23 protein-coding genes and 2 pseudogenes are annotated in these 25,776 nt (G+C 57.4%); 14 read left to right on the forward strand and 11 right to left on the reverse strand.

What is annotated here, in order from left to right:
- Positions 1-59: 59 nt before the first annotated feature.
- The 3 genes from AB4Z52_RS27780 to AB4Z52_RS27790 form a co-directional block, all read right to left on the reverse strand.
- The gene (locus AB4Z52_RS27780; protein ID WP_442221111.1) at positions 60-593 is read right to left on the reverse strand and encodes a GNAT family N-acetyltransferase; all 534 of its coding nucleotides are present in this window, start codon (positions 591-593) and stop codon (positions 60-62) included.
- A gap of 19 nt (positions 594-612) precedes the next feature.
- Complete coding sequence (locus AB4Z52_RS27785) at positions 613-1,431, reverse strand: bifunctional allantoicase/(S)-ureidoglycine aminohydrolase (RefSeq protein ID WP_442221112.1); 819 nt, start codon at positions 1,429-1,431, stop codon at positions 613-615.
- A 114-nt stretch (positions 1,432-1,545) separates the two neighbouring features.
- A complete protein-coding gene (locus tag AB4Z52_RS27790) occupies positions 1,546-2,199 on the reverse strand; it encodes a glutathione S-transferase (protein WP_442221113.1) in 654 nt (217 codons plus the stop codon).
- A 122-nt stretch (positions 2,200-2,321) separates the two neighbouring features.
- On the opposite strand from AB4Z52_RS27790, the gene AB4Z52_RS27795 reads away from it, so the two are divergent.
- On the forward strand, positions 2,322-3,536 hold the full coding sequence (locus AB4Z52_RS27795) for a polyhydroxyalkanoate depolymerase (protein WP_442221114.1): 1,215 nt from the start codon (positions 2,322-2,324) through the stop codon (positions 3,534-3,536).
- Between the two features lie 32 nt (positions 3,537-3,568).
- Here AB4Z52_RS27795 and AB4Z52_RS27800 read toward each other — a convergent pair.
- Positions 3,569-3,958, reverse strand: a pseudogene (locus tag AB4Z52_RS27800) (ABC transporter ATP-binding protein); the annotation flags it as partial.
- On the opposite strand from AB4Z52_RS27800, the pseudogene AB4Z52_RS27805 reads away from it, so the two are divergent.
- The 3 genes and pseudogenes from AB4Z52_RS27805 to AB4Z52_RS27815 all read left to right on the forward strand — a co-directional run.
- Positions 3,958-4,083: pseudogene (locus AB4Z52_RS27805) on the forward strand (helix-turn-helix domain-containing protein); the annotation flags it as partial. The pseudogenes AB4Z52_RS27800 and AB4Z52_RS27805 sit on opposite strands and share 1 nt — an antisense overlap.
- Positions 4,084-4,252: 169 nt before the next feature.
- Positions 4,253-6,007, forward strand: a complete 1,755-nt coding sequence (locus tag AB4Z52_RS27810) for a carboxylesterase/lipase family protein (protein ID WP_442221115.1) — start codon at positions 4,253-4,255, stop codon at positions 6,005-6,007.
- A gap of 242 nt (positions 6,008-6,249) precedes the next feature.
- The gene (locus tag AB4Z52_RS27815; RefSeq protein ID WP_442221116.1) at positions 6,250-7,776 is read left to right on the forward strand and encodes a class I adenylate-forming enzyme family protein; all 1,527 of its coding nucleotides are present in this window, start codon (positions 6,250-6,252) and stop codon (positions 7,774-7,776) included.
- A gap of 76 nt (positions 7,777-7,852) precedes the next feature.
- Here AB4Z52_RS27815 and AB4Z52_RS27820 read toward each other — a convergent pair whose 3' ends face one another.
- Genes AB4Z52_RS27820 through AB4Z52_RS27835 form a run of 4 tightly spaced genes read right to left on the reverse strand, consistent with a single transcriptional unit; the run spans position 7,853 to position 11,900 of the window.
- The gene (locus AB4Z52_RS27820) at positions 7,853-8,077 is read right to left on the reverse strand and encodes a hypothetical protein (protein WP_442221117.1); all 225 of its coding nucleotides are present in this window, start codon (positions 8,075-8,077) and stop codon (positions 7,853-7,855) included.
- Positions 8,078-8,110: 33 nt separating this feature from the next.
- Positions 8,111-9,541, reverse strand: coding sequence for an amidase (locus AB4Z52_RS27825; protein WP_442221118.1), 1,431 nt, complete (start codon positions 9,539-9,541; stop codon positions 8,111-8,113).
- A 28-nt stretch (positions 9,542-9,569) separates the two neighbouring features.
- The gene (locus tag AB4Z52_RS27830; RefSeq protein ID WP_442221119.1) at positions 9,570-11,090 is read right to left on the reverse strand and encodes a class I adenylate-forming enzyme family protein; all 1,521 of its coding nucleotides are present in this window, start codon (positions 11,088-11,090) and stop codon (positions 9,570-9,572) included.
- A 3-nt stretch (positions 11,091-11,093) separates the two neighbouring features.
- Positions 11,094-11,900, reverse strand: a complete 807-nt coding sequence (locus tag AB4Z52_RS27835) for a polysaccharide deacetylase family protein (protein ID WP_442221120.1) — start codon at positions 11,898-11,900, stop codon at positions 11,094-11,096.
- Between the two features lie 241 nt (positions 11,901-12,141).
- Between AB4Z52_RS27835 and AB4Z52_RS27840 the strand changes: the two genes are divergently transcribed.
- Positions 12,142-13,191: a tartrate dehydrogenase gene (locus tag AB4Z52_RS27840; protein ID WP_442221121.1), complete on the forward strand. Its 1,050-nt coding sequence runs from the start codon at positions 12,142-12,144 to the stop codon at positions 13,189-13,191.
- A 47-nt stretch (positions 13,192-13,238) separates the two neighbouring features.
- Here AB4Z52_RS27840 and AB4Z52_RS27845 read toward each other — a convergent pair whose 3' ends face one another.
- Complete coding sequence (locus tag AB4Z52_RS27845) at positions 13,239-13,625, reverse strand: RidA family protein (protein ID WP_442221122.1); 387 nt, start codon at positions 13,623-13,625, stop codon at positions 13,239-13,241.
- 291 nt (positions 13,626-13,916) lie between these two features.
- Between AB4Z52_RS27845 and AB4Z52_RS27850 the strand changes: the two genes are divergently transcribed.
- From AB4Z52_RS27850 to AB4Z52_RS27880, 7 genes are all read left to right on the forward strand, one after another.
- On the forward strand, positions 13,917-14,729 hold the full coding sequence (locus AB4Z52_RS27850) for a citryl-CoA lyase (protein ID WP_442221123.1): 813 nt from the start codon (positions 13,917-13,919) through the stop codon (positions 14,727-14,729).
- Positions 14,730-14,881: 152 nt separating this feature from the next.
- Positions 14,882-15,370 carry a MaoC/PaaZ C-terminal domain-containing protein gene (locus AB4Z52_RS27855; RefSeq protein ID WP_442221124.1) on the forward strand — a complete coding sequence of 163 codons (489 nt, stop codon included), beginning with the start codon at positions 14,882-14,884 and terminating at the stop codon, positions 15,368-15,370.
- Positions 15,371-15,462: 92 nt separating this feature from the next.
- Positions 15,463-16,230 (forward strand): electron transfer flavoprotein subunit beta/FixA family protein, encoded by a 768-nt coding sequence (locus tag AB4Z52_RS27860; protein WP_442221135.1) that lies wholly within the window; start codon positions 15,463-15,465, stop codon positions 16,228-16,230.
- A 10-nt stretch (positions 16,231-16,240) separates the two neighbouring features.
- A complete protein-coding gene (locus AB4Z52_RS27865) occupies positions 16,241-17,194 on the forward strand; it encodes an electron transfer flavoprotein subunit alpha/FixB family protein (RefSeq protein WP_442221125.1) in 954 nt (317 codons plus the stop codon).
- Between the two features lie 98 nt (positions 17,195-17,292).
- Entirely contained in the window at positions 17,293-18,753 is a 1,461-nt protein-coding gene (locus tag AB4Z52_RS27870) for an FAD-dependent oxidoreductase (protein ID WP_442221126.1), read from the forward strand.
- Between the two features lie 5 nt (positions 18,754-18,758).
- On the forward strand, positions 18,759-19,922 hold the full coding sequence (locus AB4Z52_RS27875) for an NAD(P)/FAD-dependent oxidoreductase (RefSeq protein WP_442221127.1): 1,164 nt from the start codon (positions 18,759-18,761) through the stop codon (positions 19,920-19,922).
- A gap of 146 nt (positions 19,923-20,068) precedes the next feature.
- The gene (locus AB4Z52_RS27880; protein WP_442221128.1) at positions 20,069-20,710 is read left to right on the forward strand and encodes a TetR/AcrR family transcriptional regulator; all 642 of its coding nucleotides are present in this window, start codon (positions 20,069-20,071) and stop codon (positions 20,708-20,710) included.
- A gap of 28 nt (positions 20,711-20,738) precedes the next feature.
- Here the strand turns inward: AB4Z52_RS27880 and AB4Z52_RS27885 are convergent, their stop codons facing one another.
- Together AB4Z52_RS27885 and AB4Z52_RS27890 are read right to left on the reverse strand one after the other, a co-directional pair.
- Positions 20,739-21,428, reverse strand: coding sequence for a nitroreductase (locus AB4Z52_RS27885; RefSeq protein ID WP_442221129.1), 690 nt, complete (start codon positions 21,426-21,428; stop codon positions 20,739-20,741).
- A gap of 771 nt (positions 21,429-22,199) precedes the next feature.
- Positions 22,200-22,988 carry an SDR family NAD(P)-dependent oxidoreductase gene (locus tag AB4Z52_RS27890; protein WP_442221130.1) on the reverse strand — a complete coding sequence of 263 codons (789 nt, stop codon included), beginning with the start codon at positions 22,986-22,988 and terminating at the stop codon, positions 22,200-22,202.
- A 312-nt stretch (positions 22,989-23,300) separates the two neighbouring features.
- Here AB4Z52_RS27890 and AB4Z52_RS27895 point away from each other — a divergent pair, with 312 nt between their 5' ends.
- Positions 23,301-24,464 (forward strand): nitronate monooxygenase, encoded by a 1,164-nt coding sequence (locus tag AB4Z52_RS27895; RefSeq protein WP_442221131.1) that lies wholly within the window; start codon positions 23,301-23,303, stop codon positions 24,462-24,464.
- A gap of 74 nt (positions 24,465-24,538) precedes the next feature.
- A partial coding sequence (locus tag AB4Z52_RS27900) for an NAD(P)/FAD-dependent oxidoreductase (protein ID WP_442221132.1) occupies positions 24,539-25,776 on the forward strand: 1,238 nt, incomplete at its 3' end.

The raw sequence follows: 25,776 nt of genomic DNA on the forward strand, positions 1-25,776 counted from the left end.
TTATAAATTGCGCAATTGTACGAGCGCCCCTCGTAGTTGGTGCCGATCGGCGGCTGGGTTCAAATGCCGTTTGATGATCGCAGTTCGTAGAGCACGTGACGGCGCAACGGATGCCCTTCGGCCAAATTGGGATGATCGAACTCACCGATCCGGTTCATCCCCAGCCGTCTCATCAAACCCCAGGAATTGCTGTTTGCGGGCACCGTGAAGCTGACGATGCGGTCAAGCTTCATATCGTGGAACGCAAAATCGAGAGACCGTTCCGCGGCCTCGCGCGCATATCCGGCGCCATGCCGCGATGCTGAAAGCCGCCAACCGATTTCGACTGCCGGGGCGAACGGCAAAGTCGGCGAAACATTGTTGAGGCCGCAGAGGCCGATCAACTCGCCGCTTGCCTTCTCCTCCAGCGCCCAGAACCCCCAGCCATGGTGCTCGAAGTGAAGGTCGATGCGGTCGAGCATCGCATTCGACTGTTCGTCGGTCAGAGGATTGAGATATCTGACAACGTCGGGCTCGGCATTGATCGCAGCGAAAGGCTTGCGATCCAGCGGTCGCCAAGGTCTCAAAATAAGACGTTCGCTTTCGAGCCTCATCGTCCCTCTGCGATAGATCCTACCAGAGCGTCATGTGACGGTTGACGTCCTTGTAGAGCAGGTAGCGGAAACGGCCGGGGCCACCGGCGTAACATGCCTGCGGGCAGAAGGAGCGCAACCACATGAAGTCGCCGGCCTCGACCTCGACCCAATCCTGGTTCAGCCGATAGACCGCCTTGCCCTCCAGCACATAGAGACCATGCTCCATGACATGGGTTTCCATGAAGGGGATCACGGCACCCGGCTCCAGAGTCACGATATTCACGTGCATGTCGTAGCTGACATCGGCCGGATCGATGAACCGGGTCGTCCCCCAGCGTCCATCGGTGTCGGGCATTGCCGAGATGGCGTGTTCGTCCTCATGCGTGACGATCGCCGGTGGCGGCTCCAGCCCCTCGACCTCCTGAAAGACCTTTCGAATCCAGTGGAATTTTGCCGCAGTCGAGCCGCCGTTTTTCAGGCGCCAGACCGAACCCGCCGGAAGATAGGCAAACGAGCCGCTGCGAAGGGCATGGCTGACGCCTTCGAGTTCCACTGTCATCTCGCCTTCGACGACGAACAGAACCGCTTCGGCCCGCTTGTCGGGCTCCGGCCGGTCGCTTCCGCCGCCCGGCTGAACTTCCATCACATATTGCGAGAAGGTCTCGGAGAAGCCGGAGAGCGGCCGGGAGAGAACCCATGCCCGTGTCCCCGTCCAATGCGGAACGACGCTGGTAACGATGTCGGTCATGACGCTGCGCGGGATGACCGCATAGGCTGTGGTGAAGACGGCCTTGCTGGAAAGCAGCTCGGTTTGCGGCGGCAATCCGCCGAGTTTGGAATAATAATCTCTGCTCACCGGTCCAGGCTTCGCGGCATGTGGCACTGCATCTGCTTTATGCGCCGCTCACCTTCCAGGCAACTCTTAATTCGACCCGTGAAAATCGATGCGGAGCCGCCCGGCACGTTTCCGTCAGAACTCGACTTCCAGCTCGACGATCTCGTCCGCCTCGACCAACGCCCCTTCGGTCCATTCGCCCATCAGCGGCCAGGACAGTACCGTCTCGACATAGGCTGCAAGCTGCGGCTCCAGTTCCACCGCATAGGTGCGAAAGCGGGTGCAGACCGGCGCGTACATCGCATCGGCCACGGTCGGCACGGTCCCGAACAGCCAGGGCCCGCCGCTTGCCTCGAGGCATTCGGTCCAGATCGCCTTGACGCGCTCGACATCGGGCCGGGCGCCTGAAAATATCTTGAAACGCTCATGCCGCGCCTTGAGGTTCATCGGCAAAGCCGAGCGCAGATTGTGGAAACCCGAATGCATCTCGCCCGAGACCGACCGGCAGCGGGCGCGCGCCGCGCGCTCGGCAGGCCAGAGCCCGGCGGTGGGCGCCACCTCGTGGAGATATTCCGCGATCGCCAGCGTGTCCCAGACCGTCACGTCGCCATGGGTCAGCCTCGGCACCAGAACCGACGGTGAAAGCAGAAGCAGTTCCTGGCGCGCCTCGTCATCCAGCTCCACAAGGACCTCGGCGAAGTCCAGCCCCGCCATCCGGCACAGCAGCCAGCCGCGCAGAGACCATGAGGAGTAGTTCTTCGAGGAAATCGTCAGTGCCGCCTGCGACATCGGGCTCTATCCTTGTCGGACAATGTTGCTTCTTCCTCGATAATCTTCTCGCATGGCAGGACATATTCCACTAGCATTTTTTGCACCGCCGCATTGATGCGGCAGTGCGGGAGATTTCGGCCATGCTCTATCAGGCCTATCAGTTCCAGGATGATCTCATCGCGCCCCTTCGCGATCTGGCACGGCGCCTGCAGATCTTCTCCGCGACAGCGTTCTGGGGACCTGTCGGCAATATGGGCCGGCACTTCGCCGCCGCGCTGGAGATGATCTCACGCTTCGAGATCACCCACGAACGTCCAGACTTCGCCATCACCTCGGCGATGATCGGCAACCGCATGGCGCCCGTCACCGTCGAGACCGTGCTCGACATGCCCTTCGGCACGCTGCTGCGCTTTGCGGCGGAAACAGACGCGCAGAGACCGCGGGTGCTGGTCGTTGCACCGCTGTCCGGTCATTTCGCTACGCTCCTGCGCGGCACCGTGCAGACCCTGCTGCGCGATCACGACGTCTATATCACCGACTGGGCCAATGCCCGCGACGTGCCGCTGTCGGCAGGGCGTTTCGGCATGGACGATTATGTGGACTATATCATCCGCTTCCTGGAGGAGATCGGTCCGGGCGCTCATATCCTCGCCGTCTGCCAACCCTGCGTGCAGGCGCTGGCCGCCGTTGCCGTGATGTCGGAAGAGCGGCATCCCGCCACCCCGCGCACCATGACGCTGATGGCCGGGCCGATCGATCCGCGCGAAAGCCCGACGAAGGTCAACGAGCTTGCCGTGTCGAAGTCGCTCGCCTGGTTCGAGAATTCGTTGATCACAGCTGTTCCCTGGCGCTATCAGGGCGCCGGACGGCGCGTCTATCCCGGCTTTCTCCAGCTCGTCGCCTTCATGTCGATGAACATGGAGCGCCACCAGGACGCTCATCGCAAGCTCTACGACCATCTGGCGAAGGGCGAGACCGCCGAGGCCGGCAAGATCAAGAATTTCTATGACGAATATTTCGCCGTGCTCGACCTCACCGAGGAATTCTACATCGAGACCATCGAACGCGTCTTCCAGAAAGCGGAACTCGCAACCGGCGACTTGACCCACCATGGCCGCAAGGTCGACCCGGGCCAGATCCGCAACACCGCGCTTTTGACCGTCGAGGGCGGGCGCGACGATATCTGCGCCCTCGGCCAGACCTCGGCCGCGCACGATCTCTGTCGGGCGCTGCGCCCGCATCTGAAGCGCCATCATCTTCAAGCCAATGTCGGGCATTACGGCGTCTTCAACGGCCGCCGCTGGGAGGGGGAAATCTACCCCGTCGTGCGCAACATGATCCTGGCGATGGAATAATGTCGGCCAAATCCGAAAACGGGATGGCAAGTCTACCGATCGGCCATGACCAGATGGCCGGGCCCGACTTCGCGATAAGAAGTGCTCGCAGGCTGATAATCGACCGGGCGCATCGGGCTCTTGATCTCGTCATTCGCCACCATCCGCTTTTCGTGGCGACGGTCCGGATCGGGCACGGGCACTGCCGCGATGAGTTTCTTCGTATAGGGGTGCTGCGGATTTTCGAAGACCGCGGCCCGTGGGCCGATCTCGCCGATCTCGCCGAGATACATCACCGCTACGCGATGGCTGACGCGCTCGACGACCGCCATGTCGTGCGAGATGAACAGGAAGGCGAGGTTGAGGCTCTGCTGCCGGTCCAGCATCAGGTTGATCACCTGCGCCTTGATCGAGGCGTCGAGCGCGGAGACGCCTTCAGAAGATCCGTGACGAACGCCTGAGCGTTGTCCAGCCTGCCGAACTGCTCGACCTCAGTCGAAGTCAGGTCCACAGGTTGTTGCAGGCCTATGACCGGGATGGTCCAGCCGGCCTCGTTTCCAAGAAGCGATTAATGTTATCACCCGCCCCCGCTCCTCCCTTGCAACCCGGCCCAGCCGGTCGGATCGGGGGCTTGCCTCAGCGCAAGTGTCGCATTTCTAACTAGTTGCCGAGGTCGCATCTCTATCCAGCTTTGACACTTGATTGTAGCCGCAAACCCACGGCGTCAATATTTGTACTTGACGGAATATCCTACATCTTTCAAGGTTGATAAAGAATACCGACCGGTGTGTTTAGCTGGCTTGAGAGAGGCTGTACCGATGCATGAAACATCAATCTCCGGCGTAGTAAGCAGACGTCAGTTCGTCATAGGAGCCATCGGGGGAACGTTGGCGGTTAACGGAGCGCTGGGGAGCGCCGTGGCAGCAGGAAGAGCGCCGAAAGTACAAACCGCAAGTGGAGAAATCCTCGGTTACGCGACCGAGAATGTTAACGTCTTCAAGGGTGTGCCTTATGGGGCCGGCACCGTTGGTGCTAGGTTCAAGCGCGCGGCTCCGGTCGCAAGAGGAACAGAACCTTTTGTGGCGCACGCTGTGGGCGATCCCTGCTACCAGAAGAACGAGGATTGGAAAGGATGGGTCGACAACCGCGACGGGAGTGAAAACTGCCTCTTTCTGAATGTTTGGTCGCCGATCGACGCCTGGGGGAAGCCAGTGATGGTCTTTCTCCACGGCGGCGGGTATTTCTACGGCTCCGGCGGAGCACCGCTTTATGACGGCCAGCGGCTTGCAGAACGCGGCGATGTCGTTGTCGTCACCGTAAATCATCGCTTGCATGCTCTGGGTTTTACCTTCCTTGGCGATCTTGCGCCCGAAGCGGGATATGCAGCGAATGTCGGCCTTCTTGACCTTGTTGACGCGCTCGAGTGGGTAAAGACGAACATCGCCGGTTTTGGCGGAGATCCCGATAACGTTACCATATTCGGCGAGTCCGGCGGCGGCGGTAAGGTCTCCTGCCTGATGGCCATGCCGAGCGCCAAAGGACTCTTTCATCGTGCCATCGTGCAAAGCGGTGCGCAGCGCAAGCTAAGAACCCGGGAGGAAGCTTCCAAGGACACTCTGGCGCTCCTGAAAACGCTGGAGCTCGGGGAAGGCGATGCGGCAAAGCTTGCGGAAATTCCGGTTGAGAGGTTGTATGAGGCGTACCGCAAAGTATCCGGCACCGTGTCCGCTAGGGGAGGCTTGTCCTCACCGTTCTGCCCGGTAGTCGATGGAGAAATTCTCCCTTGGCACCCGTCCGACGATCAAGCCTTGGAGCTTTCCCGCGACGTCGTGAAGATGTACGGCACCAACGCGCACGAAACAACGTATTTTCTGGATTTCGCAGGCCTGCTCGCGTCTCCCAAGACGGATGAAGACGTAGTGCGCGACGCGACCACCTTCCTGACGCTCGACGAAGCGGAGCGGGAACAAGTCTCGCTTCTCTTGAACGACTACAAGGCGCGTTTCCCCGGGGAAGGTCTCGATCGTATCAAGGTGCGCTTGCTTTCAGACCTGTGGATGGCCTCCGATTCCCTGAAGCAGAGCCTCAAAGCGTCCGCAACCCCCTCGGGTGCTCCCGTCTACCATTACATGTTCACATGGACGGAGCCGTACAAGGGTGACTTCTGGTCGGTACACGGAGCGGAATTGCTGTTCACGTTCGACAACGTGGACGCAGACGAAATGTGGGGCGAAAGCGGAGCGCCCGCGGCACGGGCCAATCGTGACCCGGAAGGTGACCGCTATCTTCTCCGCGATCACGTTGTCAGCGCCTGGACTAGCTTCGCCGCCGGCGGACTTCCGGTCCTCAGGGATGGGACGAAGTGGCCTGCGTTCAGCGCGGAAAACCTGAATACGATGGTTCTCGGCGAGGCATGCGAAATCAAGGCAGACTATTTTGGGGCTACTGCCAGGGCCGCGTTCCAAAAAATCGATGTGGGCGTCGGCTCATAAGTCCCACAGCTGTCGCCAGAATATCGTGGGGAGCGAGCAAGCGTGCTGCGTCCTTCGCGTTGCCGGTCGACGCGCGCTCGGCCAACTCAAAGAATCTAGATAAAAAGGCGGTTGCCGAATGTTTCGAGGGATTCCCCTAGCCTGCTGGCTTCATACTGTTCTATACGTATTAGTACAATTTACAAACTAATTGGTATAGAATGGCGTGTTGAAAGTTTATCGAGTAAAGAAGGCTCGCAAATATGCCGACGTCAAGAAGCAGCAATACGGTTTACGACGCACTGGTCAACGTTGCCCGCGCGCAACCGGACCGGACCGCTATCACCTTTGGTGAGCGGAGCTACAGCTACGGCGAGCTGATTGGCCGGATTGACCGGGTAGCTGGGAAATTGCGCGAACACGGGGTGCGAGAGGGCGACGCGGTTTCGGCATTTAGCCAGAACCGCCCCGAGTTTATCTTCTGCTTCCTCGCCACGACAAAGATCGGCGGGATTTTCGTTCCCCTGAACTTCAACCTTACCAATTCCGAAGTTGGATACATTCTCACTCACTCAGACGCAAAGTTCCTCTTCCATGACGAGATGGTCGCTGACCTCAGCGAACTGAACCTTCCTCAAGGCATGCGTCGTTCAATCAACGAATTGGACGGTGATACCGGCGACGCTGCGACTGCACCTGCCGCCACAGTCGATTCCGGCGACGATCTTCTGATCGCCTACACATCCGGCTCTACTGGATTTCCGAAAGCCGTCGTACTCAGCAACCAGGCGCAGCTGAACGCGGCCGCGTCGTTCAAGGAACTGTTCGCGCTCAGCGCTGAAGACACGACTGTTCTTGGAGCCCCGCTAGGCTTCCTCCTCGGGCTTTCGACGATTACGACGGTGTCTCTGTTGGCGGGCGCGCGGGTGATCGTGAATCGGCGATTCCACCCTGGGGAAATTCTGGAGGCATTGGTCAGGGACAATGCCACTATCTTCCATGGTGTACCTACAATGTTCTCGATGATGCTCGAGTATTCCGAGCAGCAGAACGCGAATTACGATCTGTCGAAGATGCGGGCGCTTATCTGCTCTGGATCACCATTGCTGGACGAGCTCCGCCAGCGCTTTGCACGCCGTTTCGGCAAAGAACTCCAGGATTACTTTGGTATGACCGAATCGTACCCCGTCTTCGGCCGTTATGCTTCCGATCCGGTCGATCCTCCAAACGGGTCTGTAGGGAAGGTGGTACCGGGCGCAGCGCTGCGCGTGCTTAACAGTGAAGGCAACGATTGCCGCAATGGTACCCACGGCGAATTGCTGATCAAAGCACCGTCGATGGTGAAACGGTATCACAAAGATCCCGAACTGACCGCAGCTTCCTACTTGGATGGATGGTTCAAAACGGGTGATATCGGTTACAAAGACGATCAGGGCTATGTTTACATCACCGGACGTATCAAGGACCTGATCCGCCGGGGTGGCGCAAACGTAGCTCCCGTTGAGATCGAAAATGTCTTGCTAAGACATCCAGAAGTACAGGACGCAGCGGTAATTGGCGTACCGGACCGGATTTTTGCCGAAGTTCCAGTAGCGTACGTGGTTAGGAAAAACGGTTCAGTTCTGACCCGCGAAGCACTCGTTTCGTTCGCATCCGAGAGCTTGGCGAAGTTCAAACTTCCGGCCAATGTGTATTTCGAGACTGAGCTCCCCCTTGGTAAGACCGGAAAGATCGACAAGAAGGCTCTCCGTTCGAGGTGGGACGCGTTGGCAGCCACGTCACCGCAATAAACAAAGAAACGGGCCCGCATTCGAATGCGAGCGCTTCTTTGTGAGCAGGTCAGCCCGGAACCATAGTCACATCCGGTTAGCGCGGAGCGCGGGCGCAGGAACGAAAAAGAGATTTCACCTTTTGGTAAAACTCGGCAGCCACGCCGATACTCTGTCCGCCCGCGGTAGCCGGGCTCAACGCCTTTCCCTTGGGCTTGGCCGCGATACGCAATCCATCCGGCGCCTCCGGATAGAAAAAGCTCCCGCACCCTCCGAAGGAGATTGTAAACGTCTTTTCGTGATCCTCTCTGTCGGTATCCATTTCCGATTCTCCTTTTCGCTTGGGACCTGACGTTTAAAGTGTTGCGACCTTGTCAAACCAAGGCGCGGTCGCTTCAATTGCTGCCGACAGACGCAGTAGTCTGCTCTCATGACCGAACGGAGCAATCAGCTGGACGCCAATGGGCAACCCCTCGGACGACCAGTGAAGAGGCAGGCTAGCGGCCGGCTGTCCTGATGCGTTGATAATTGCCGTGAATGTGGCGTATCGGCTTATGTTGCGTCTAAACGTATGGAAGTCATCCTGGGTACTGATGGTTCCGAGTTTTGCGGGCGGCTGCATCAGCGTCGGAGTCAGGATGAAGTCATAGTCCGCGATGTAAGTCTCCAGTTGGCGGCCAATAGTATGAAACCGTGTGATGGCGAGCGCATAGGCTTCCGCGCTGAGACCGGCACCAAACCTGTAAGCGTCCAGCAACGCAGGCTCCAATTTCTGCTCCCAGCCGGACCCGGGATCGTTGCGAACCTTGCCGTTTACCGAAAGCGTCACGTTCGCCGCCATCACGCTGATCTGCGCTTCGACAAACTTCGAGAACTGAATCTGCGGAAGGGCTGCGTCGACGACCTCGTGGCCAAGAGATTCGATGACCCGGGTCGCCTTGTCGACTGCTTCAAAGCACTCGGTATGTATCGGAATGTCGTCGAAGCCAACATTCCATCTCGCGATTCTCAGTGGCTTTTCGAAGGGCTTGTGCAGTTGGAAAAGGTATGAACCTTCCTTAGGGGGCGACGCATAGGGTGCGCCGATTTCCATTCCCGCTACACCGTCAAGCACCGCCGCGGTGTCACGCACTGAACGGGTGAGGACACCATCCGTTGCCAGGCCGCCCCAACCTTCCCCGCGTGCCGGGCCCGTTGGTATAAGTCCGCGAGATGGTTTCAGCCCGTAGATTCCGCAGCATGAAGCCGGAATGCGTATCGAGCCGCCACCGTCGCTTCCATGCGCGATGGGAAGAACTCCGGCGGCAACCGCCGCGGCTGCGCCGCCGCTGGAGCCGCCGCTCGAGTGCGCGAGGTTCCACGGGTTTCTTGTGGGTCCACCATTTTGCACCGCTTCGGTCGTGGGAGCCATACTGAATTCCGGAACGGTTGTCCGCCCGAAAGGAATGAATCCGTCCTCGATAAAGCGCTCGGTCAGCGTGGAATAGAAGTTGATTTTGAGGTCGGCGAAAAGTCTGGAGCCGAAAGAGTTCGGCAGATCAGGATAGGCCAGCCCGGAATCCTTGAGCAACAACGGAAGCGCGCCGAATTGGCCTCTGAGCGTAGACCGTCTTGCGCGCTCACGGGCCTGTTCATAGGCTGTGTAACTCAGAATGTTGAGCTTCCGGTTCGCCTCTTCGCCGCATTCAATTGCGCAATCCATCAGCTCCAGTGGAGTGAGGTGCCGATCTCGGAGTAGCTCGCTCAGTGCAAGACCGTCGTGCTTGCGATACTCGCTCTTGTTCATCTGCGTCCCTGTTTGTCGAGGCAGCCGCTCAGGCTACGGAAAGCGCATCTTCGGCGCGGGTCTTGAGAGCCTTCTTGTCGACCTTCCCCGTCTTGCCCTGCGGCAGCTCTGTTTCAATGTAGATCGTGCGAGGAACCTTGAAATCGGACAGTCTGTGTTCAAGAAAGAGGATGAGTTCCTCGGCAGTCGCGTTTACACCGGGGCGCAACACTACAAACGCGATGGGAACCTCTCCGAAAATCCTGTCCGCGATACCGATGACAGCAGCATCCTGAACTGCCGGGTGCATGACGATCGTCCTCTCGACTTCCGCAGGCGAGATGTTGTGGCCGCCCCGTATGATAATGTCCTTGATACGGCCTTCGATAAAGAAAAACCCGTCAGCATCGCGGCTCACCAGGTCTCCTGTCCGGAACATCCCCTCGTTCAGGGCGGCACGCGTCAATGCCTCGTCCTTTGCGTAGCGCTTCAGGGTAGCGGCTCCACGAACAAGCGCCTCTCCAGGCTCGCCGATTCCACATTCAGTTCCATCCGGACGCTGAATCCTGATCGTCGCCCCGGGAGCGGCTTTCCCGATCGCTCCCGCCGGCAATGGCGCCGGGTCGTCGTAGTACCTTCCGAATACTGGGGCCACTTCGGTGAGCGCATAGTAGTTCTGGAGCGGTTTGTGAAAGCGCGCCACGAACCTCGACCCAACTTCTTCTGGAAGGGGTGCGCCGGAGCAAATGAGCAGGCGCAGGCGCGAGAGGTCGAACGTCAGATCGCGCTGCTCGCAATACTCCATCATCATGGAATACATCGTCGGAACGCCGTGATAGATTGTGATATGGTGGTCGATAAACGCCTCGAGCACCTCGCGGGGATGGAAGCGGCGAAGGATCACGACCTTGCCGCCCGCTTGCAGCGCGGTTGCCGCTGCGGTGGAGAATCCAAACAGATAGCCGAGCGGCAATGCCACCAAGGTGGTGTCCCGGGATGAAACCCCCCACATACGCGCAAGGGACACCGCTACATTTACCTGTGAACGCTGACTGAGAACCACGCCTTTCGGATTGCCGGTCGTGCCCGAAGAATAGGTGACGACGAAATCATCGTCGAGATCGATCAACTCTCCCGTGTCGCCACTGTCGCTGGAGACGCCTTGGAGATATGAAATCGGCAGGAGTTTGTCGGCGGCGATCGCGGATCTGGCGGTCTGCTCGACGTGTTCATCAAAGAACAGCACTTTCGCTTCGCTGTGCTGGAAGGTATATCCGACCTCGTCAGCCGTCAGATTAGGGTTTATCGGAACGAAGATGGAGCCCGTCTTGGAAGCCGCGTAGTAGCAGTGCATGTGCTCGGGATGGTTTTGGCCGTAGAGAGCGAAGACGTCGCCCTTGCCAATGCCAAGCGACCTAAGAGTACCGATAACGCGCTCGATCCGGAGCATCAGCTCCGCATAGGTCAGGCGATCATGGCCGTATACCAGGGCAACCTTATCCAGTCGCGGAACCGCGGCGGCCAACAGTGCGCTGTAAACGGACGAATGCTCAGTTTGGGCTTTTTCCATTATTCAGTCCTTCGTATCGGCCTTCGAGCCGTTGTCCCCAAAACACCCGAGTACCCCTGCCCGGTCGGAAGCCGCCTCGGCCGCACGTCGGAAGGACACGTTCGCGGCGCGCATATGATCAATTAGCCGTCCCAGCATCTCGATCCGGGGGCCACGGCCGATTATCTGGGGATGCATCGTTAGAGTGAAGACGCCGTCGCCGAGAGAATGGCAGAAATCAAACTCTTGCTTCCAGAGTTCGTGGACTTCGTTCGGCGTGCGGAGTCCGAGATACATAGGCTTGTTCAGGAAGACGAAGTGCGGGAAATCGTCGAGCTCCCACGCAACCGGAAGCTCAACCACGTTGCTCGCCACGCCGCGCTCGTAATGGTCCTCGTCGGCCGAATATCCCTTTCGAGCTCTGTAAGGACGATAGTCATCCGCCATCATACTGGAATCATACAGGATTCCATGTTCTTCAAGAATTTCGATCGAATAAGGGCTCAAATCCCAAGCGGGTGATCTGTATCCCTTGGGCTCAAAATCATTTCCAAGTACAGAGCGCATTTTTTGGATCGAGCGATGCAGAAGGTCTGCTTCCTGCTCCCGCGTCAGACCGACGGGGGTCTCATGACAATAGCCATGGAGTGCGATTTCGTGGCCGTCTTCTTTTATCCGTTGGACGACATCCGGAAAAGCGCCCGCGCTATGCGCCGGCACGAAAAAGGTAGCGTGGACCTCTTTGGCGGATAGAAGGTCCAGCACCCGCGGCAGACCAACCAGCGCCCCGAACTCACCTCGAGACAGCGGCGTTGCCGTTGTCTGTTTCATCGTGCTTATCCAGAGTGATACCGCGTCGAAATCGAATGTGAGGCAAACTGTGGTCATTGCAAAAACCTCGCAGCCAAAAAAGAACTGGACAGCAAAAATGTACCGGTGCGTATAGCTATGTGCATACGCGTATGCTTATCGGTGCAGTGTCCAGATTGCAAGCCTTACATGCTCACTAGTCTCGTTTACATTCTTTTTGGTATGCTGTAAATCCGTTTTGGTATTTTCTAAGGAGGCGGAAATGACGACATATCGGATTGCAGTTATACCGGGTGATGGCATTGGCAAAGACGTAGTCGAGGCAGCCTTGATTCCCGTGCGAGCAGCGGCCTCCAAGCATGGTATTCACCTCATCGAAACGACATTCGACTGGAGTTGCGACACCTATCTACAGACGGGGAAAATGATGCCGGATGATGGTATCGAGTCCCTCCGAAAGTTCGATTCCATTCTTCTGGGAGCGGTCGGGTGGCCGGAACGCGTTCCCGACAGCGTTTCCCTTCACGGCCTGCTTCTACCGATCCGCAAGCAGTTCGATCTCTTTGTGAACATGCGGCCACACCGAGTGCTCCCCGGGATCGCCAGTCCGTTGGTGAAGAGCGACTTCGACATTCTATGCATCCGAGAGAATACTGAGGGCGAATATTCCGGGGCCGGCGGCCGTATTCATGTCGGCACCCCACACGAGGTGGCCACGGAGACGTCCATTTTCACGCGTCGATCCGTTGAGCGAATTATACGCTATGGGTTTGAGCAGGCGCGTCGCCGACGTGGAAGGCTGGCATCGGTGACGAAATCGAACGCCCAAAAATACTCAATGGTATTCTGGGACGAGGTGACCGAAGAGTTGTCAGCTGAGTACCCAGATATCGAGGTCAAGCGCTACCACGTGGATGCGATAGCGGCGCGGATGATCACCCATCCAGAGACACTCGACGTCGTCGTGGCTTCAAACCTTTTCGGGGACATCTTGACGGATATCGGCGCTGCGATCCAAGGCGGACTTGGGTTTGCCGCATCGGCGAATTTAAATCCCGCTGGCGGCGTGCCGTCGATGTTCGAACCCGTTCACGGATCCGCGCCGGACATTGCCGGACGCGGGATTGCTAATCCGATAGCCACTATCTGGTGTGGCGCGTTAATGCTGGAGCACCTCGGAGAGACCGCGGCAGCGGAGAATCTGATGAGCGCGATTTCCCGAGTGACTCCAAAAACACAGCTTCTAACGCCAGACTGCGGAGGCTCTGCGAAAACACTCGCCTTGGCCCATCGAATTGCGGATCATCTCTGACTTAAAGTGTGCTGGCATGCCGCTCTCGCCACATGCCAGTGCTCTTTTCAGGGAACGCCTGCGATCACTTCGATTTCCGCGAAAAGTTTCGAATCGTAGAGGCCCGCCTGGACCATCACGCTCGCGGGCGGGCAATCGGAATTGTAGTAACGCGCGCGAACTGCCTTGATGGTCTTGAGGAGTTCAGGATCGAACTCACGGACAAAGCAAGTCGTGCGGGCGACGTGCTCAAAGCCTAGCCCTGCCTGCGTCAGAGTGCGCTTGAGGCCCTCGAACATTGCAACGATCTGATCTTCCATTGAGGTCGTGATCGGTTCACCGGAAGCGTCAAGGCCACAATGCCCGCCACTGACGAAAAACCCACCTCCCCTAATTACCATGCCCTGAGAAAGACCCGGCCACGTGGCATCCGGTGGGTTCACTGCCTTCAGCATTATTTTCTCCTTTATGTTGGACGTTGGTCCGACCCCAATCGGCCAAAACATACTGATACCGACATAGCACGTACGTGAAAGTACCCAAAAAGGCAATTGCCATATTTAGCCAGCCGGCATGTAGAAATTTTGAGCAGATGCACGCATATACTATTGAGTATGTCTTTTTGATTGTCTAGTATGCATTGCGGATTGGAGCCACGGTCTCAGCACACCGTTCGGTTAAGCGGGGCCTTGAGACGCCTCGTGAACCTCAATCCGTAATGACAACCATTTGAGATTGGAGATCGCATGGCAAAGGGGACATCGTCACACTGGGTGACAGGGGTCAGCGAGATTTCGGCCGAGGAAATCTACATCCGCGGATACGCTATGAGCGACCTCGTGGGACTGGTTCCGTTTCCCGGCATCGCCTACTTGCTCATTAGGGGAGACCTTCCTACTCCCGGCCAGGCGCGAATGATGGACGTTATCCTTTCTTCGATCCTCGATTACGGTTTGCAGAAGTCCGGGACGGTCGCGGCGCGCGCAGTTGTCTCGGTAAATCCGGTCATGACCGCCGGACTCGGTGCAGGCGTGCTCGCCGCAGGTGAGCACGCCCTCTCCCCCGAGGACACGGGGCGGTTCATTAGCGAGACCTTTGCCCATTGGAAAGCAAGCGGCAAGACGATGGACCAGGCTGCCGATGAGCTAGTCGGAGAATTGCGTGCAGCCAAGCGCCGTGTTCCTGGCTTCGGGCATCAAGTTTTTCGCTATGTCGATCCGCGGTCTGCGAAGCTCAAGAAGCTCGCCCAGGAGCAACACGTGTGGGGCGAGGCCAATGAATGGTACGAAGCCGTGCACCGTGCATTTCAAAAGGCCAGCGACAAACCAGAACTCGTTCTAAACGACGTTGGAATGCTTGCTTCCATCATGGTGCAGATGGGCTTCACCCCATCGGAAATGTGCGGATTGGCAATCACATCGACGCTTCCCGGTTTGATTGCGCACATCTCCGAAGAGCTGCAGTCGGGGGTGCGGAATCGAATGGTCCCTGATTCTCACACCGAATACGAGACAGCACGCCGGGAATTGGGGCCGGCACTTCGCAAGGCGGGCTGGTGAATGGTCAGCAGCGAGGTTTCGGTCAGGTTTACACACCGCTCGCTTGACAGTACGAACCTGCTAGTAGAAAATGCATTCTCATGAGTATGTCATTTGGCCTGGGATGCGATGAAGCGTTTAAACCGCGCCTCGGCTTACAAGGAGAAAAGTGAATGGACGTCAAGACCGATCATCCGACGCTCGCCGTCGGGAAGAACGCGATGTTTTTTGAGGAATTTAAGGTCGGCCAGGAATGGATTACTCCCCGGCGTACGATCACGGAAACCGACATTGTGATGTTCGCCGCACTCACAGGCGATCATAATCCGGTTCACACCGACGAAATCTTTGCTCAATCAACGCCGTTCGGCGCTCGCATCCTGCATGGGCCTGCGGTCTTTGCGATCACCACCGGCCTCGAGTTCCGCCTCGGACTCAAGGAAGGAACCGCGATCGCGTTTCTCGGAATGACCTGGGATCTCAAAGCCCCGGTAAAAATGGGTGACACCATTCATGTCTACCAGCGAGTCGAGGAGGTGCGTCTTACGTCCAATCCTGCTCGCGGAATCGTAAACTTCTGGCTGGAAGTCCGTAACCAGAAAGGCGAGGTATGTCAGCAGGGTACGTGGAAGGTAATGTTCCACACGCGCGACGCTGGCTGAATAATTCCGGGCGGTTCAGCGCCCTCGGCCATCGGGGTAGACCCTTAGCTTGCCCTGAATTTGACTTCCATCGTAGGAGCGTTGTCGTGGCAATGGAAATCGTTGTTCTCATAAAAAAAGTCCCGGATCCGAACCTGCCAGAGCATCTGGTTTCGATCTCTGATTCCCAGGAGGAGATCGTACTTCACGCTTCGGCGCAGTATTCGATCAACCTCTACGACTTGAACGCAGCCGAAGCCGCAATCGCTTTGAAAGAGACGAGCGGCGGCACAGTCACCGTCGTGACCGCTGATGACGCTTCGGCGGACCAGTATCTCCGCCGCGTTCTGGCGATGGGCGCTGACCGTGCGATCAGGGTCGAATTAAGCCCAGCTTTCCGCCGTGATTCCTTTCAAACGGCGCGGGCGATAGTCACGGCAATCAAGCAGTCGACCAACCCATCGGTGGTCATCGCCGGGCGTCAGTCTTCGGACACCGACGCCGGATATGTTCCTTTCCTCGTCGCTTACGGACTTGGCGCATCGGTGATTTCGCCTGTGGTGTCCATCAGTAAGGTCGGTGAAAACGCGATTACGGTTGGCAAACTCGCAGACGCGAGCGTCGATGAATACGAACTCAAGTTTCCGGCGATGGTTATTGTCTCAAACGAGATCAACAAGCCCAGAACTCCTGGCCTGAAAGGTGTCATGGCTGCAAAGAAGGCCGCGATCGAGGTGGTCCTTGCTGTCGAGCAAGGTGTCTCATCCATCAAACCCAAATTCGCGCCGAAGAAGGGGCAAAGGGCTGTCCAAGCAACCCAGTTCGTTGAAGGTAGTGATGACGACAAGGCGGCAGTCCTGCTCGCCGCTCTGGGGAAGTAAGGAAGTCGATATGAAAAACGCTCTCTTTGTTCTCCATTGGACGGCTGAAACGAGGAACTCGGAACATGCCACTTTGGCTGCTCTCGCCGAGAAGCTAACCAAGGCTGGCTACGCGTCCGATTTGGTTCTGTTGACGGCATGGGGAGAAAGCGACGTCAAGGTCCCCTACGGCGGTGCATATCGTAATATTACCACTGTCTCGCCAAGCAAGCCTGTTGGCGATGGTGCCGATTTCCTTTTAGGTATCGCATCGAAGGCCGCAGCCGATGTGGGCGCTTCGCTCGTAATCGGATTTGGAACACTCGCCAACCGCAACTGGGCACCACAGTTAGCGGCGGCGCTGGAAGCTGAGTTCGTGACCGCATGCGAAACACTGAACGTCGAGGGAGACGCAATAAACGTCGGCGCTCCTGCCATGGGCGGCTTGGTTTCGAAGAACTTGGTTATCGGCGATCGCGCTTCAGTGCTACTGTACAGCGGCGACGCGTTAAGCGCACCGAATGCCTCCGAAGTGAACGTTTCGGCATTGGCCACTGAGGTCGAGGAGGGCACCGTGCGCTTTGTGGGTTCCGAAGCACTCCCAGACAGCGGTGGTTTGCCATTGCGCGGAGCCGGGAAAGTCGTATCGGGAGGCCTCGGTGTGGGCTCGGGCGACAAATGGCGCATCATCGACGAATTCGCTGCGAAGGTCGGGGCAGCTGTCGGCGCAAGCCGTGCCGCAGTTGAAATGGGATGGGTTCCTTCCTCCCGCCAGGTTGGTTTCAGCGGACAGAAGGTAAGTCCGGATGTCTATGTCGCGGTCGGTATCTCCGGTGCTGTCCATCACTTGGCTGGCATAGGAGGAGCAAAGAAAATCGTGGCCATCAACAAGGACGCGGAAGCCGCAATCTTCAAAGTTGCGGATATCGGCATCGTTGGCGACTACGAGCAGATCTTGACCGCGGCAATTCGTAAGCTGGGATAACAACGATACGCCACGTTGCGTTGGTGCCGTGGCGCTGACAGGGTCGGGTCGATGTCCAAAGCCGTTCCGGCGCTCGCTGAATTGAGGGAACAAACAAAATGAGCGGCAAACGTGTTACTGTGGTGGGAGCTAGCGGGCTTGGTTGCGAATTCGCATTGGCTGCGCAGGCAGCGGGTTTTGAAGTCACTCTTGTTGACGAACATCCTCAGACTCTCAAAAATATGTCCTTCGACGCCCCCTACTTTTACGGGTCGGGTCTGCCCGCCTCATTGAGCGACGAAACGGCGGTCTTCGACAACGTGCTGAGTTCAAATGAGCAGCTGCTCGAGTGCGTCGAAAATGAAGTCGACGTGAAAATCGGTGTCGTCGCGTGGGGAGCGTTTCAGAACTCCGCCAACTCACTTCATATTGGAACTCCGAAAATTGGTCTTGTTTCTCGCGAAGGAAACGAATTGGTCGAGTACGACCACCTCGTTCTTGCAACAGGCTCCCGCGACTTCGTTCCTTCGTTTAAGGGATGGGATTTGCCCGGGGTACTGGGCGGCAAGGCTGGCCAGAAGCTTCTCGGCGCGTATCAATGTTTCAGCGGAACGAACTGTCTCATCCTCGGCACCACTACGCTTGCGGTCGATTTCGCCAAGGCGGCGCTCACACGCGGTATTTCCATCGCAGGGTTTGTCGAGCCGTCCCTGGAGTTCAAAGCGGGCGCTGATGATCTCCAATGGGCGGCGGCGCAGAACATCCCGGTGTTCTATGACAGCGTAATTCTGAAGGCCGATGGCACCGATAAGGTGTCTTCCGCAACGATCACGTTGCTGGATGGCTCCCAGGCCCGCGATATAGCTTGCGATACGGTCTGCGTCGCAATTGCCGTCCTGCCTAATATCGAACTCCCGGCAGCCATGGGCTGTTCGTTGAAGTTTTCGGAGGAGTTGCCCGCTTGGACACCATCTCTGGATGACCATTCGCAGACATCTCTGCCGGGAGTCTATTGGCTTTCCGAGTTTAGTGATGGCGGAAATCAGGTACCGCGCATTCTTTCAGCGATCAGCGGTGAGACGGGGAATGCTGGCGTAATACTCTCCTCGAGAGAAAGCGCAACCGAACAGGCTGACTACATCGGCCTCTGGGTTCAGAAGCTCAACGAGCTGGGCGGAACCGACGTAGTACTTTGCCAATGTGAAAGTGTCACGCGCGGAGAATTCCTCGATCTCCAGCCACCACGTTATCTAGGAGCGGGACTGCGAGCGCCTCATGTCGCGGTTACCGGAGGCGAAACGGGCCCCAAAATCAACCAAGATATGACAAAGAGGATGACCCGCGTCGGGATGGGTCACTGCCAAGGCAAGAGATGCCGCGATGAAGCTGCAATTCTGCTCTCACAGCGCTACGGCGTGCCCTTGAGGGACATCAAGCCTAGCAGCTATCGCTTCCCGGTGCGCCCGATTGACATGTCGCTAATCGCCGCCGAGGACGATGACTACGATACGCGAGAGAAGTGGCCTCACTGGATGCATGAAGAGATTGTCCCCGAGAGCGGCTCGGGCGGCAAGAGGTAAAAGATATGAATAATTACGATGTGATCGTCGTCGGTTCGGGCCTACTCGGCTTGTCGACTGCATACAACGCTCAAAAGGCTGGCGCACGGGTTCTCGTTATTGACCGTGGACCGGTCGCCTACGAAGCTTCGTCGCGCGCCACCGGATATCTTAGCCTGCGCGCCGATGACCCGGACGAAGCACCGTTGGCCCAGATGGCAGAGAAGCTGTGGGACAATCTTGACGAGGAGCTTGGCTATCCTACCGAGTGGACCCAGAAGGGACGCCTCTGGGTGGCGTTTTCGGACAAGCAGGTGGAAGAGCTGCACGAAACACTCAAGGCTTTCAAGCGAGCCGATTTCGGCTTCGAAATCATCGATGCGGATGCTTGCCGTAAACTGATCCCCATCCTCTCGAACGAGACGCGAGCAGGGCTCTACACGCCTCGATCGGGTCACGCCAATCCTCAACGCGTCTCGCAGGCATACGGGTGGGCTTTCCAGGACGTTGGCGGAACGATTATCGAAAACAATCCAGTTTACTACGTGCTTGAGGAAGCTGGAAAGGTTAAAGGCGTAAGGGCCTCAACTGGGGATATCTACGCCGACCGCGTCGTACTCTGTGCGGCCGGCTATAATGCTAAACTGCTGCATCCTTTCGGCGTCGAGTTTCCCGTCGCAACGGTTCGCCTTGAAGCTCTGGTCACGACGCCCCTACCCCCCATGTACGACGTTGGCTTCATCGGGCTCAACGGGCTTTCCATTCGTCAGACAAAGCGCGGAAATCTCCATGCTAATGGTGGGCCGCACGAATGGGTTGACGTTGACGCCGACCAAGAACCTGCAAAGCCGAATACGCCGATCGTAAGAAATTTGGTGCGTCGCATGATCGAGGCATTTCCGGTTGCGGCCGGCGCTCAGCTATTGAGAACGTGGGCGGGTGTTCTTGACATCACTAAAGATCAGAAATCGATCATCCACAAGTTCGACCATCCCGAGGGTCTTCTGGTTGCGGCGGGAGCGGGGCACGGCTTCGGCATGGCTCCGGCTGTGGGAATTGCCATGGCAGAGCTGGCGCTCAAGGGCAAGACCGAAGCTCCAGTGGAAAGACTGAGTCTTGATCGATTTGCATCTCTTTCTCCGAACTGGAAGGTAGAGAAGCAGTGGAATCCTGGCGCTTACAACACCTGACCGTGAATCCGCTTTGCGGTTTTGGCAATGAATACAAGGTTTTGCGCGCTTTGGCGCAATGCCTTGAGCCCTTAGGGAATGTTACTAGTCTTGTATTTCGGAAATTTATACCGTAAAGCACGAAAACATACTCAGAAAGGTGCCGCATGGATATGGAAGCGCAACGAGAGACTTTGAAGCCAAACATTCGAGGTCGGATCAAGCAGCAGAAGACCGAATTGATCCAGGAAGAGATTCTTGACGCGGCATCTCGCTTGATAGCCGCTCGGGGCTTCAGGGCGGTTACTGTAGACGATATCAGCGCCGAAATGGGCTTCACAAAGTCGATTGTCTACTACTACATGAAAAACAAGAACGAGATCCTCTGGAGGATTTTCGAGAAGATCGTCGAAACCTACGCGAATGGCCTGGAAGAAGCGCTGAGCCCAGGTGGATCCCCGACGGAGGTTCTCGCACGTATCGTTAAAATGCACGCCCTAAACGTGATGATGCATCAAGAATGGTCGATGATTTACAATCGCGATGAGAACGAGCTGACCGAAGAGCAGCGCAGCAGCGTCACCGCGAACCGCCGGCAGTACAATAAGCAAATTCAGGATTTGTATGCGGCCGGTATCAAGGCGGGTGAGTTCCGCGACGGCGATCCTTTTCTGGCAGTTTGCTGCTTGATTGGGGCTTGCAACTGGCCCTACACCTGGTTCCGTCGGTCGTCCTCAAAATATAGTGCCGAGGATGTGGCATCCGCATTTGCCGACCAGCTCATTCAAGGCGTCGCAAAGGCTGCGTGAGGAGGTCACCCTACTTGGTGCCTTTCCTCTACTCCACGAACACTACGTTTTCAGACAAGTCTGCACGGCCCATCCTGAAGCTGTTTGCTGCGTGCTCCTGGATTTCGTAACCGAACGACACGCCGCACACCACGCGAAGGTCGGGCGCGATTGGCGCGTATTTGCGGATGATTTCGGCGTAGTGGGCAATCGCCCCCTGCGGTACAGTTGCAATGTCCAGGGACTGAGCACCAAGCAAAAAATGCCCCAAATATATGCCCGCATCGAAAAGGCCTCGCTCTGCAAGACCCTCGTGTGCGGTGATGATCGCCAAGTGAGGCGCACCGAAAAATCGGAAGTTTTCCAAGGCTTGGCGTCCGGAACCTTCGCGGTCTCCGCGCTGCACGCCAACCGCGTTATATAGCGCCCAGCCACACTCTCGACGCCGGTCTTGGAACACGCCAGTGTAAGTTGCGATCGGCGGTATATCGGAAGTGCGCTCGCCTCCTGTGGCCGCTGCGTCATACATCTCAGCTCTCAAACCTTCGAGGGCTGTACCGCTCAGGATAAAAATGCTCGCCGGCTGAGTATTGCAATCCGAGGGAGACCTACGCGCGATCTCAAGTACGCGTTCAATGTCGTCTCGTGACACAGGGCGGGCATCAAACGCGCGACACGAATAGCGCGCCTTCGCAAGGGAAAGGAGGGTGTCGTAGAGTGGATGTTCTCTGGAAGTCATGCGCCAGTCCATTCGTGAAACCTTGTTTCGAACCAATAAGACTTCGGACTCGTCGTCCGAGGTTGTACTCTCATGACGCACAATCGAGAAGAAGTGCTCACGTTCACGATCACCCCGGCGAAGCCCGCATGTCATTCAACGAGGACATCCAGGGCGAATACGCAATGTAGCAGGCTTCGACCTACTTACTGTCCCCGATCGCTGCGATTGCGCTCAGATCCGGCGCTACATAATCTATTGGGCTTCCGGCCCTGGAACGTAATAAGCGATATCCAAGCGATGCTCTCGCTTTGGATTGTACGATTTCGCCCGCTCTGATGAGGCATTGGACAGTCTCCAGGTCGCCGCCCGATCACAGTCTAAGACGCGTCGGCGTCGGCAGAAACCAGGCTCATCAAACACAATCGGCGACCCGCATCGCCTACGCGTCCGGATCGCTGGTCAAATCCATATTCCGCCCGTTGGTCGACGGGGATCCACCCAATATTCTGCCGCGGGTTAGGTCGCCCACATCCACGCCGGTGAATGGCTCGGTCTTCACTGCTGTAAGCCCAATCGAATCTCGATCTGCTGACAAGCATCGACACAGCTTTACGCATTCTTAGGCGTGGGGCCAGTGTTTACCCGGCGGGCTGCGCCAATAATGTCGTAGTCAACTTTCAAGCGATTCATGGTTTTACTTCTGAAGCCTTGTTGCATGCGTCATGCACATTGCGACCTTGGCTTAGAGTGCAGTCCAAGCCAAGGCGTTCTATGGGTTAAGGCGGTCGATTACTGAATCGTCCACCCAGCGTCGATAACGAGGGAGTGACCTGCCATATAACCGGCGTACGGCGAGGCAGCAAACATGATTGCGTTCGCGATATCCAATGGTACGCCCTTCCGGCCAGCCGGGACGCGCTTGAGGGCATCAGGGTTGACTCCAGCGCCGCGTGCCATGTTTGGTGCGTCGTCCCCGAGGATGCGGGCCGAATTGCCTCGCATATCGGTCTGTATCATGCCGGGGCAGACGGCATTGATCCAGACACCAGTCTTGGTCAGCTCGACCGCCATCTGACGGGTGAGGCCAATTACGCCGAACTTGGAGGCCGTGTAGGCAAGGCCGTCGGCTCCGCCGATGATGCCGCCAACCGATGCCACGTTCACGATACGACCTTCGCCGCGGGCAACCATGCCCTTGACGACGGCGCGGCAGAAATAGAACGTGCCCCGGAGGTTAGTGTTGATCACACGCTCCCACAGCGCATTCGAGGTTTCCTGAACGCCTGCAAAACCATCAAAAATCGAGGCGTTGTTTACAAGCACGTCGATTCGACCGTGCTTAGCGATGACCTTGGAAACCACGTTGTCAATCGAGCTCTCCTGCTGCACGTCAGTCTGGATGAAGTCGATGGTCAAGCCTTCGGAAGCGAGCGACTGAACGACCTCGGTCGCCTTGTCTTCAAGATAGCCTGCCAAGGTAACATCAGCCCCTGCGCGCGCGAAAGCTTCGACGGTAGCCCGCCCAATCCCGGTCTCACCACCAGTGATAACGACAACTTTTCCCTTAAAGTCGAACATGCGTAAGTCCCTTCAGCTTCAGTTAAATGCTTTCGGTCCGCACAGGCACAGACCAAATAACGAGCTCTATGCGACGGAAAAACTCCGCGATAAGCAAATGACTTCGCGTTCACAATCACATACTCATCCGTACATTACAGTACTATTAGGATTGTGCAACAGCGCCATTGGGATAAGCTGAAAATTCTTTTGCGCGGGCGCGTACGCACCATTCCTAACGAGATCGGGCACGACGCCTCTTTACAAACATACTCATTATAATGTAAAATGTACGCACTGGTAGCCAAATGATCGTACCAGTATGGCTGCGACGTGTATGACGATACGCGTAAGCTACAAACCGCCGGAGGGTTAAAGTTGCAAACAGAATTGACCAAGACGCTCGGAATTGAACTGCCTATCTTTGCATTCTCACACTGCCGCGACGTAGTTGCAGCTGTGACGAAGGCAGGTGGAATGGGCTCTCTCGGAGCAGCCTGGATGACACCTGAAGAACTTGAGATGTCGCTTGATTGGATTGAGCAGCGTGTCGACGGACGGTTTTTTTCTGTTGACCTGGTATTCCCCGGGACAGGCGGCGAGGACGCGGAAAAGACACCGGACGAGTATCGCAAACTCATTCCCAAGGAACACCTAAACTTCGTGAAGACCCTGCTCGACGATGCCGGAATCGCGGATATATCCGAAGCCGACCGAGACACTTATCTTTCCGAGTATGCTCAGAAGATGGCGATGACGCACAAGAAGAGCCGCGAGCAGCTTGAAATCGTCCTCAGCCGCAAGTCCGTAAACTTTATCGTTGGCGCACTCGGCGTGACGCCGGAGTGGGTGGTCAAGGAGGCTCACGCGAAGGGTGTGAAAGTCGGTGCGCTGGTCGGAAACGGCAAACATGCTGCCAAGCAAAGAGCCGCAGGTGTTGATGTGCTGGTGGCGCAGGGCACGGAAGCTGGCGGAAGCGTCGGCAATATCGCCTCCATGGTCTTGTGGCCGCAGGTTGTTGACGCAGCAGACGGAATCCCCGTCCTCGCGGCGGGCGGGATCACCCGCGGCTCGCATATCCTCGCCGCGCTTGCTCTAGGTTGCCAAGGCGTTTGGATGGGATCGCTCTGGCTGGGAACGGCGGAGAGCGATCTCAGCATCGAGATGCGCGAAAAGCTTTTCGCGGCAGTTTCCGAGGATGCCAGACTTTCGAAGGCGATGACTGGTAAACAGGGCCGGATGCTTTACACGAAATATGTTGACGCTTGGCATCAACCCAACGCGCCTAAGCCGCTGGACTGGCCTATGCAGTCGATCATGAATGGATACCCATTCAAGCGTGCGGAACGCGGCCGCAACCTTGATTACTGGACCTATTCGGTCGGCCAAGCAGTCGGCGACATCAAGCAGCACACGACTGTCAAATCTGAAATCGAGCGTATGCTCAACGAATATGTCGAGGCGCTGGATACGCTGCAAAGTGTGACTTCCTTTTAAGTTAGGCGTCGCCTTCGATTCTGGCGAGGCTCCAAGCCTCGTCGCCATTTCTATTGTCAAGGTAGCAAGCAAGAATGAGCCCCGAACGCGAGAGCATGGAATTCGACGTGGTCATCGTCGGGGCCGGTCCGGCAGGCCTGTCCGCGGCGATCCGGCTGAAGCAGATCAACCCCGATCTGACTGTCGTCGTGCTCGAAAAGGGTGCGGAGGTCGGTGCGCACATTCTCTCCGGCGCCGTCGTCGATCCGATCGGCATCGACCGCCTATTGCCGGGCTGGCGCAATGAGGAGGGGCATCCATTCAAGAGCGAAGTCACGGCCGACCATTTCCTATTTCTCGGCCCTGCGGGTTCGATCCGACTRCCGAATTTCCTCATGCCGCCATTGATGAACAATCACGGCAATTACATCGTTTCGCTCGGGCTGGTCTGTCGTTGGCTGGCCGAAARGGCCGAAGCGCTTGGCGTCGAAATCTATCCAGGCTTTGCCGCCACCGAGGTGCTCTACAATGACCAGGGTGCGGTCATCGGCGTCGCAACCGGCGACATGGGCGTCGAGAAAAACGGCGAGCCCGGCCCGAATTTCACGCGCGGCATGGAGCTTCTGGGCAAATACGTGCTGATCGGCGAGGGTGTRCGCGGTTCGCTCGCCAAGCAACTGATCGCCAAGTTTGACCTTCAGAAGGATCGCGAGCCGCAGAAATTCGGCATCGGCATCAAGGAACTCTGGGAAGTAAAGCCKGAGAACCACAAGCAGGGTCTCGTGCAGCACTCCTTCGGCTGGCCGCTTGGCATGAAGACCGGCGGCGGGTCGTTCCTCTATCATCTGGAAGACAACCTTGTGGCCGTCGGCTTCGTCGTCCACCTGAACTACAAGAACCCCTACCTCTACCCCTTCGAGGAATTCCAGCGCTTCAAGACCCATCCGTCAATCCGCGCCACCTTCGAAGGTGGCAAGCGCCTGTCCTATGGCGCGCGCGCCATCACCGAGGGCGGRTACCAGTCYGTGCCGAAGCTYTCATTCCCCGGCGGCGCGCTGATYGGCTGTTCCGCCGGCTTCGTCAACGTGCCGCGCATCAAGGGTTCGCACAACGCCGTACTGTCGGGAATGCTSGCCGCCGACAAGATCGCCGCGGCGATCGCTGCCGGTCGAGCCAATGACGAGGTCGTCGAAATCGAGAACGAATGGCGCGCCACCGATATCGGCAAGGATCTGAAGCGCGTGCGCAACGTCAAGCCGCTCTGGTCGAAGTTCGGCACGGCGATCGGCGTGGCGCTCGGCGGGCTCGACATGTGGACCAACACGCTGCTCGG

Origin of the sequence: Rhizobium sp. 2YAF20, assembly GCF_052114685.1 — a bacterium.
Lineage (GTDB): Bacteria > Pseudomonadota > Alphaproteobacteria > Rhizobiales > Rhizobiaceae > Rhizobium.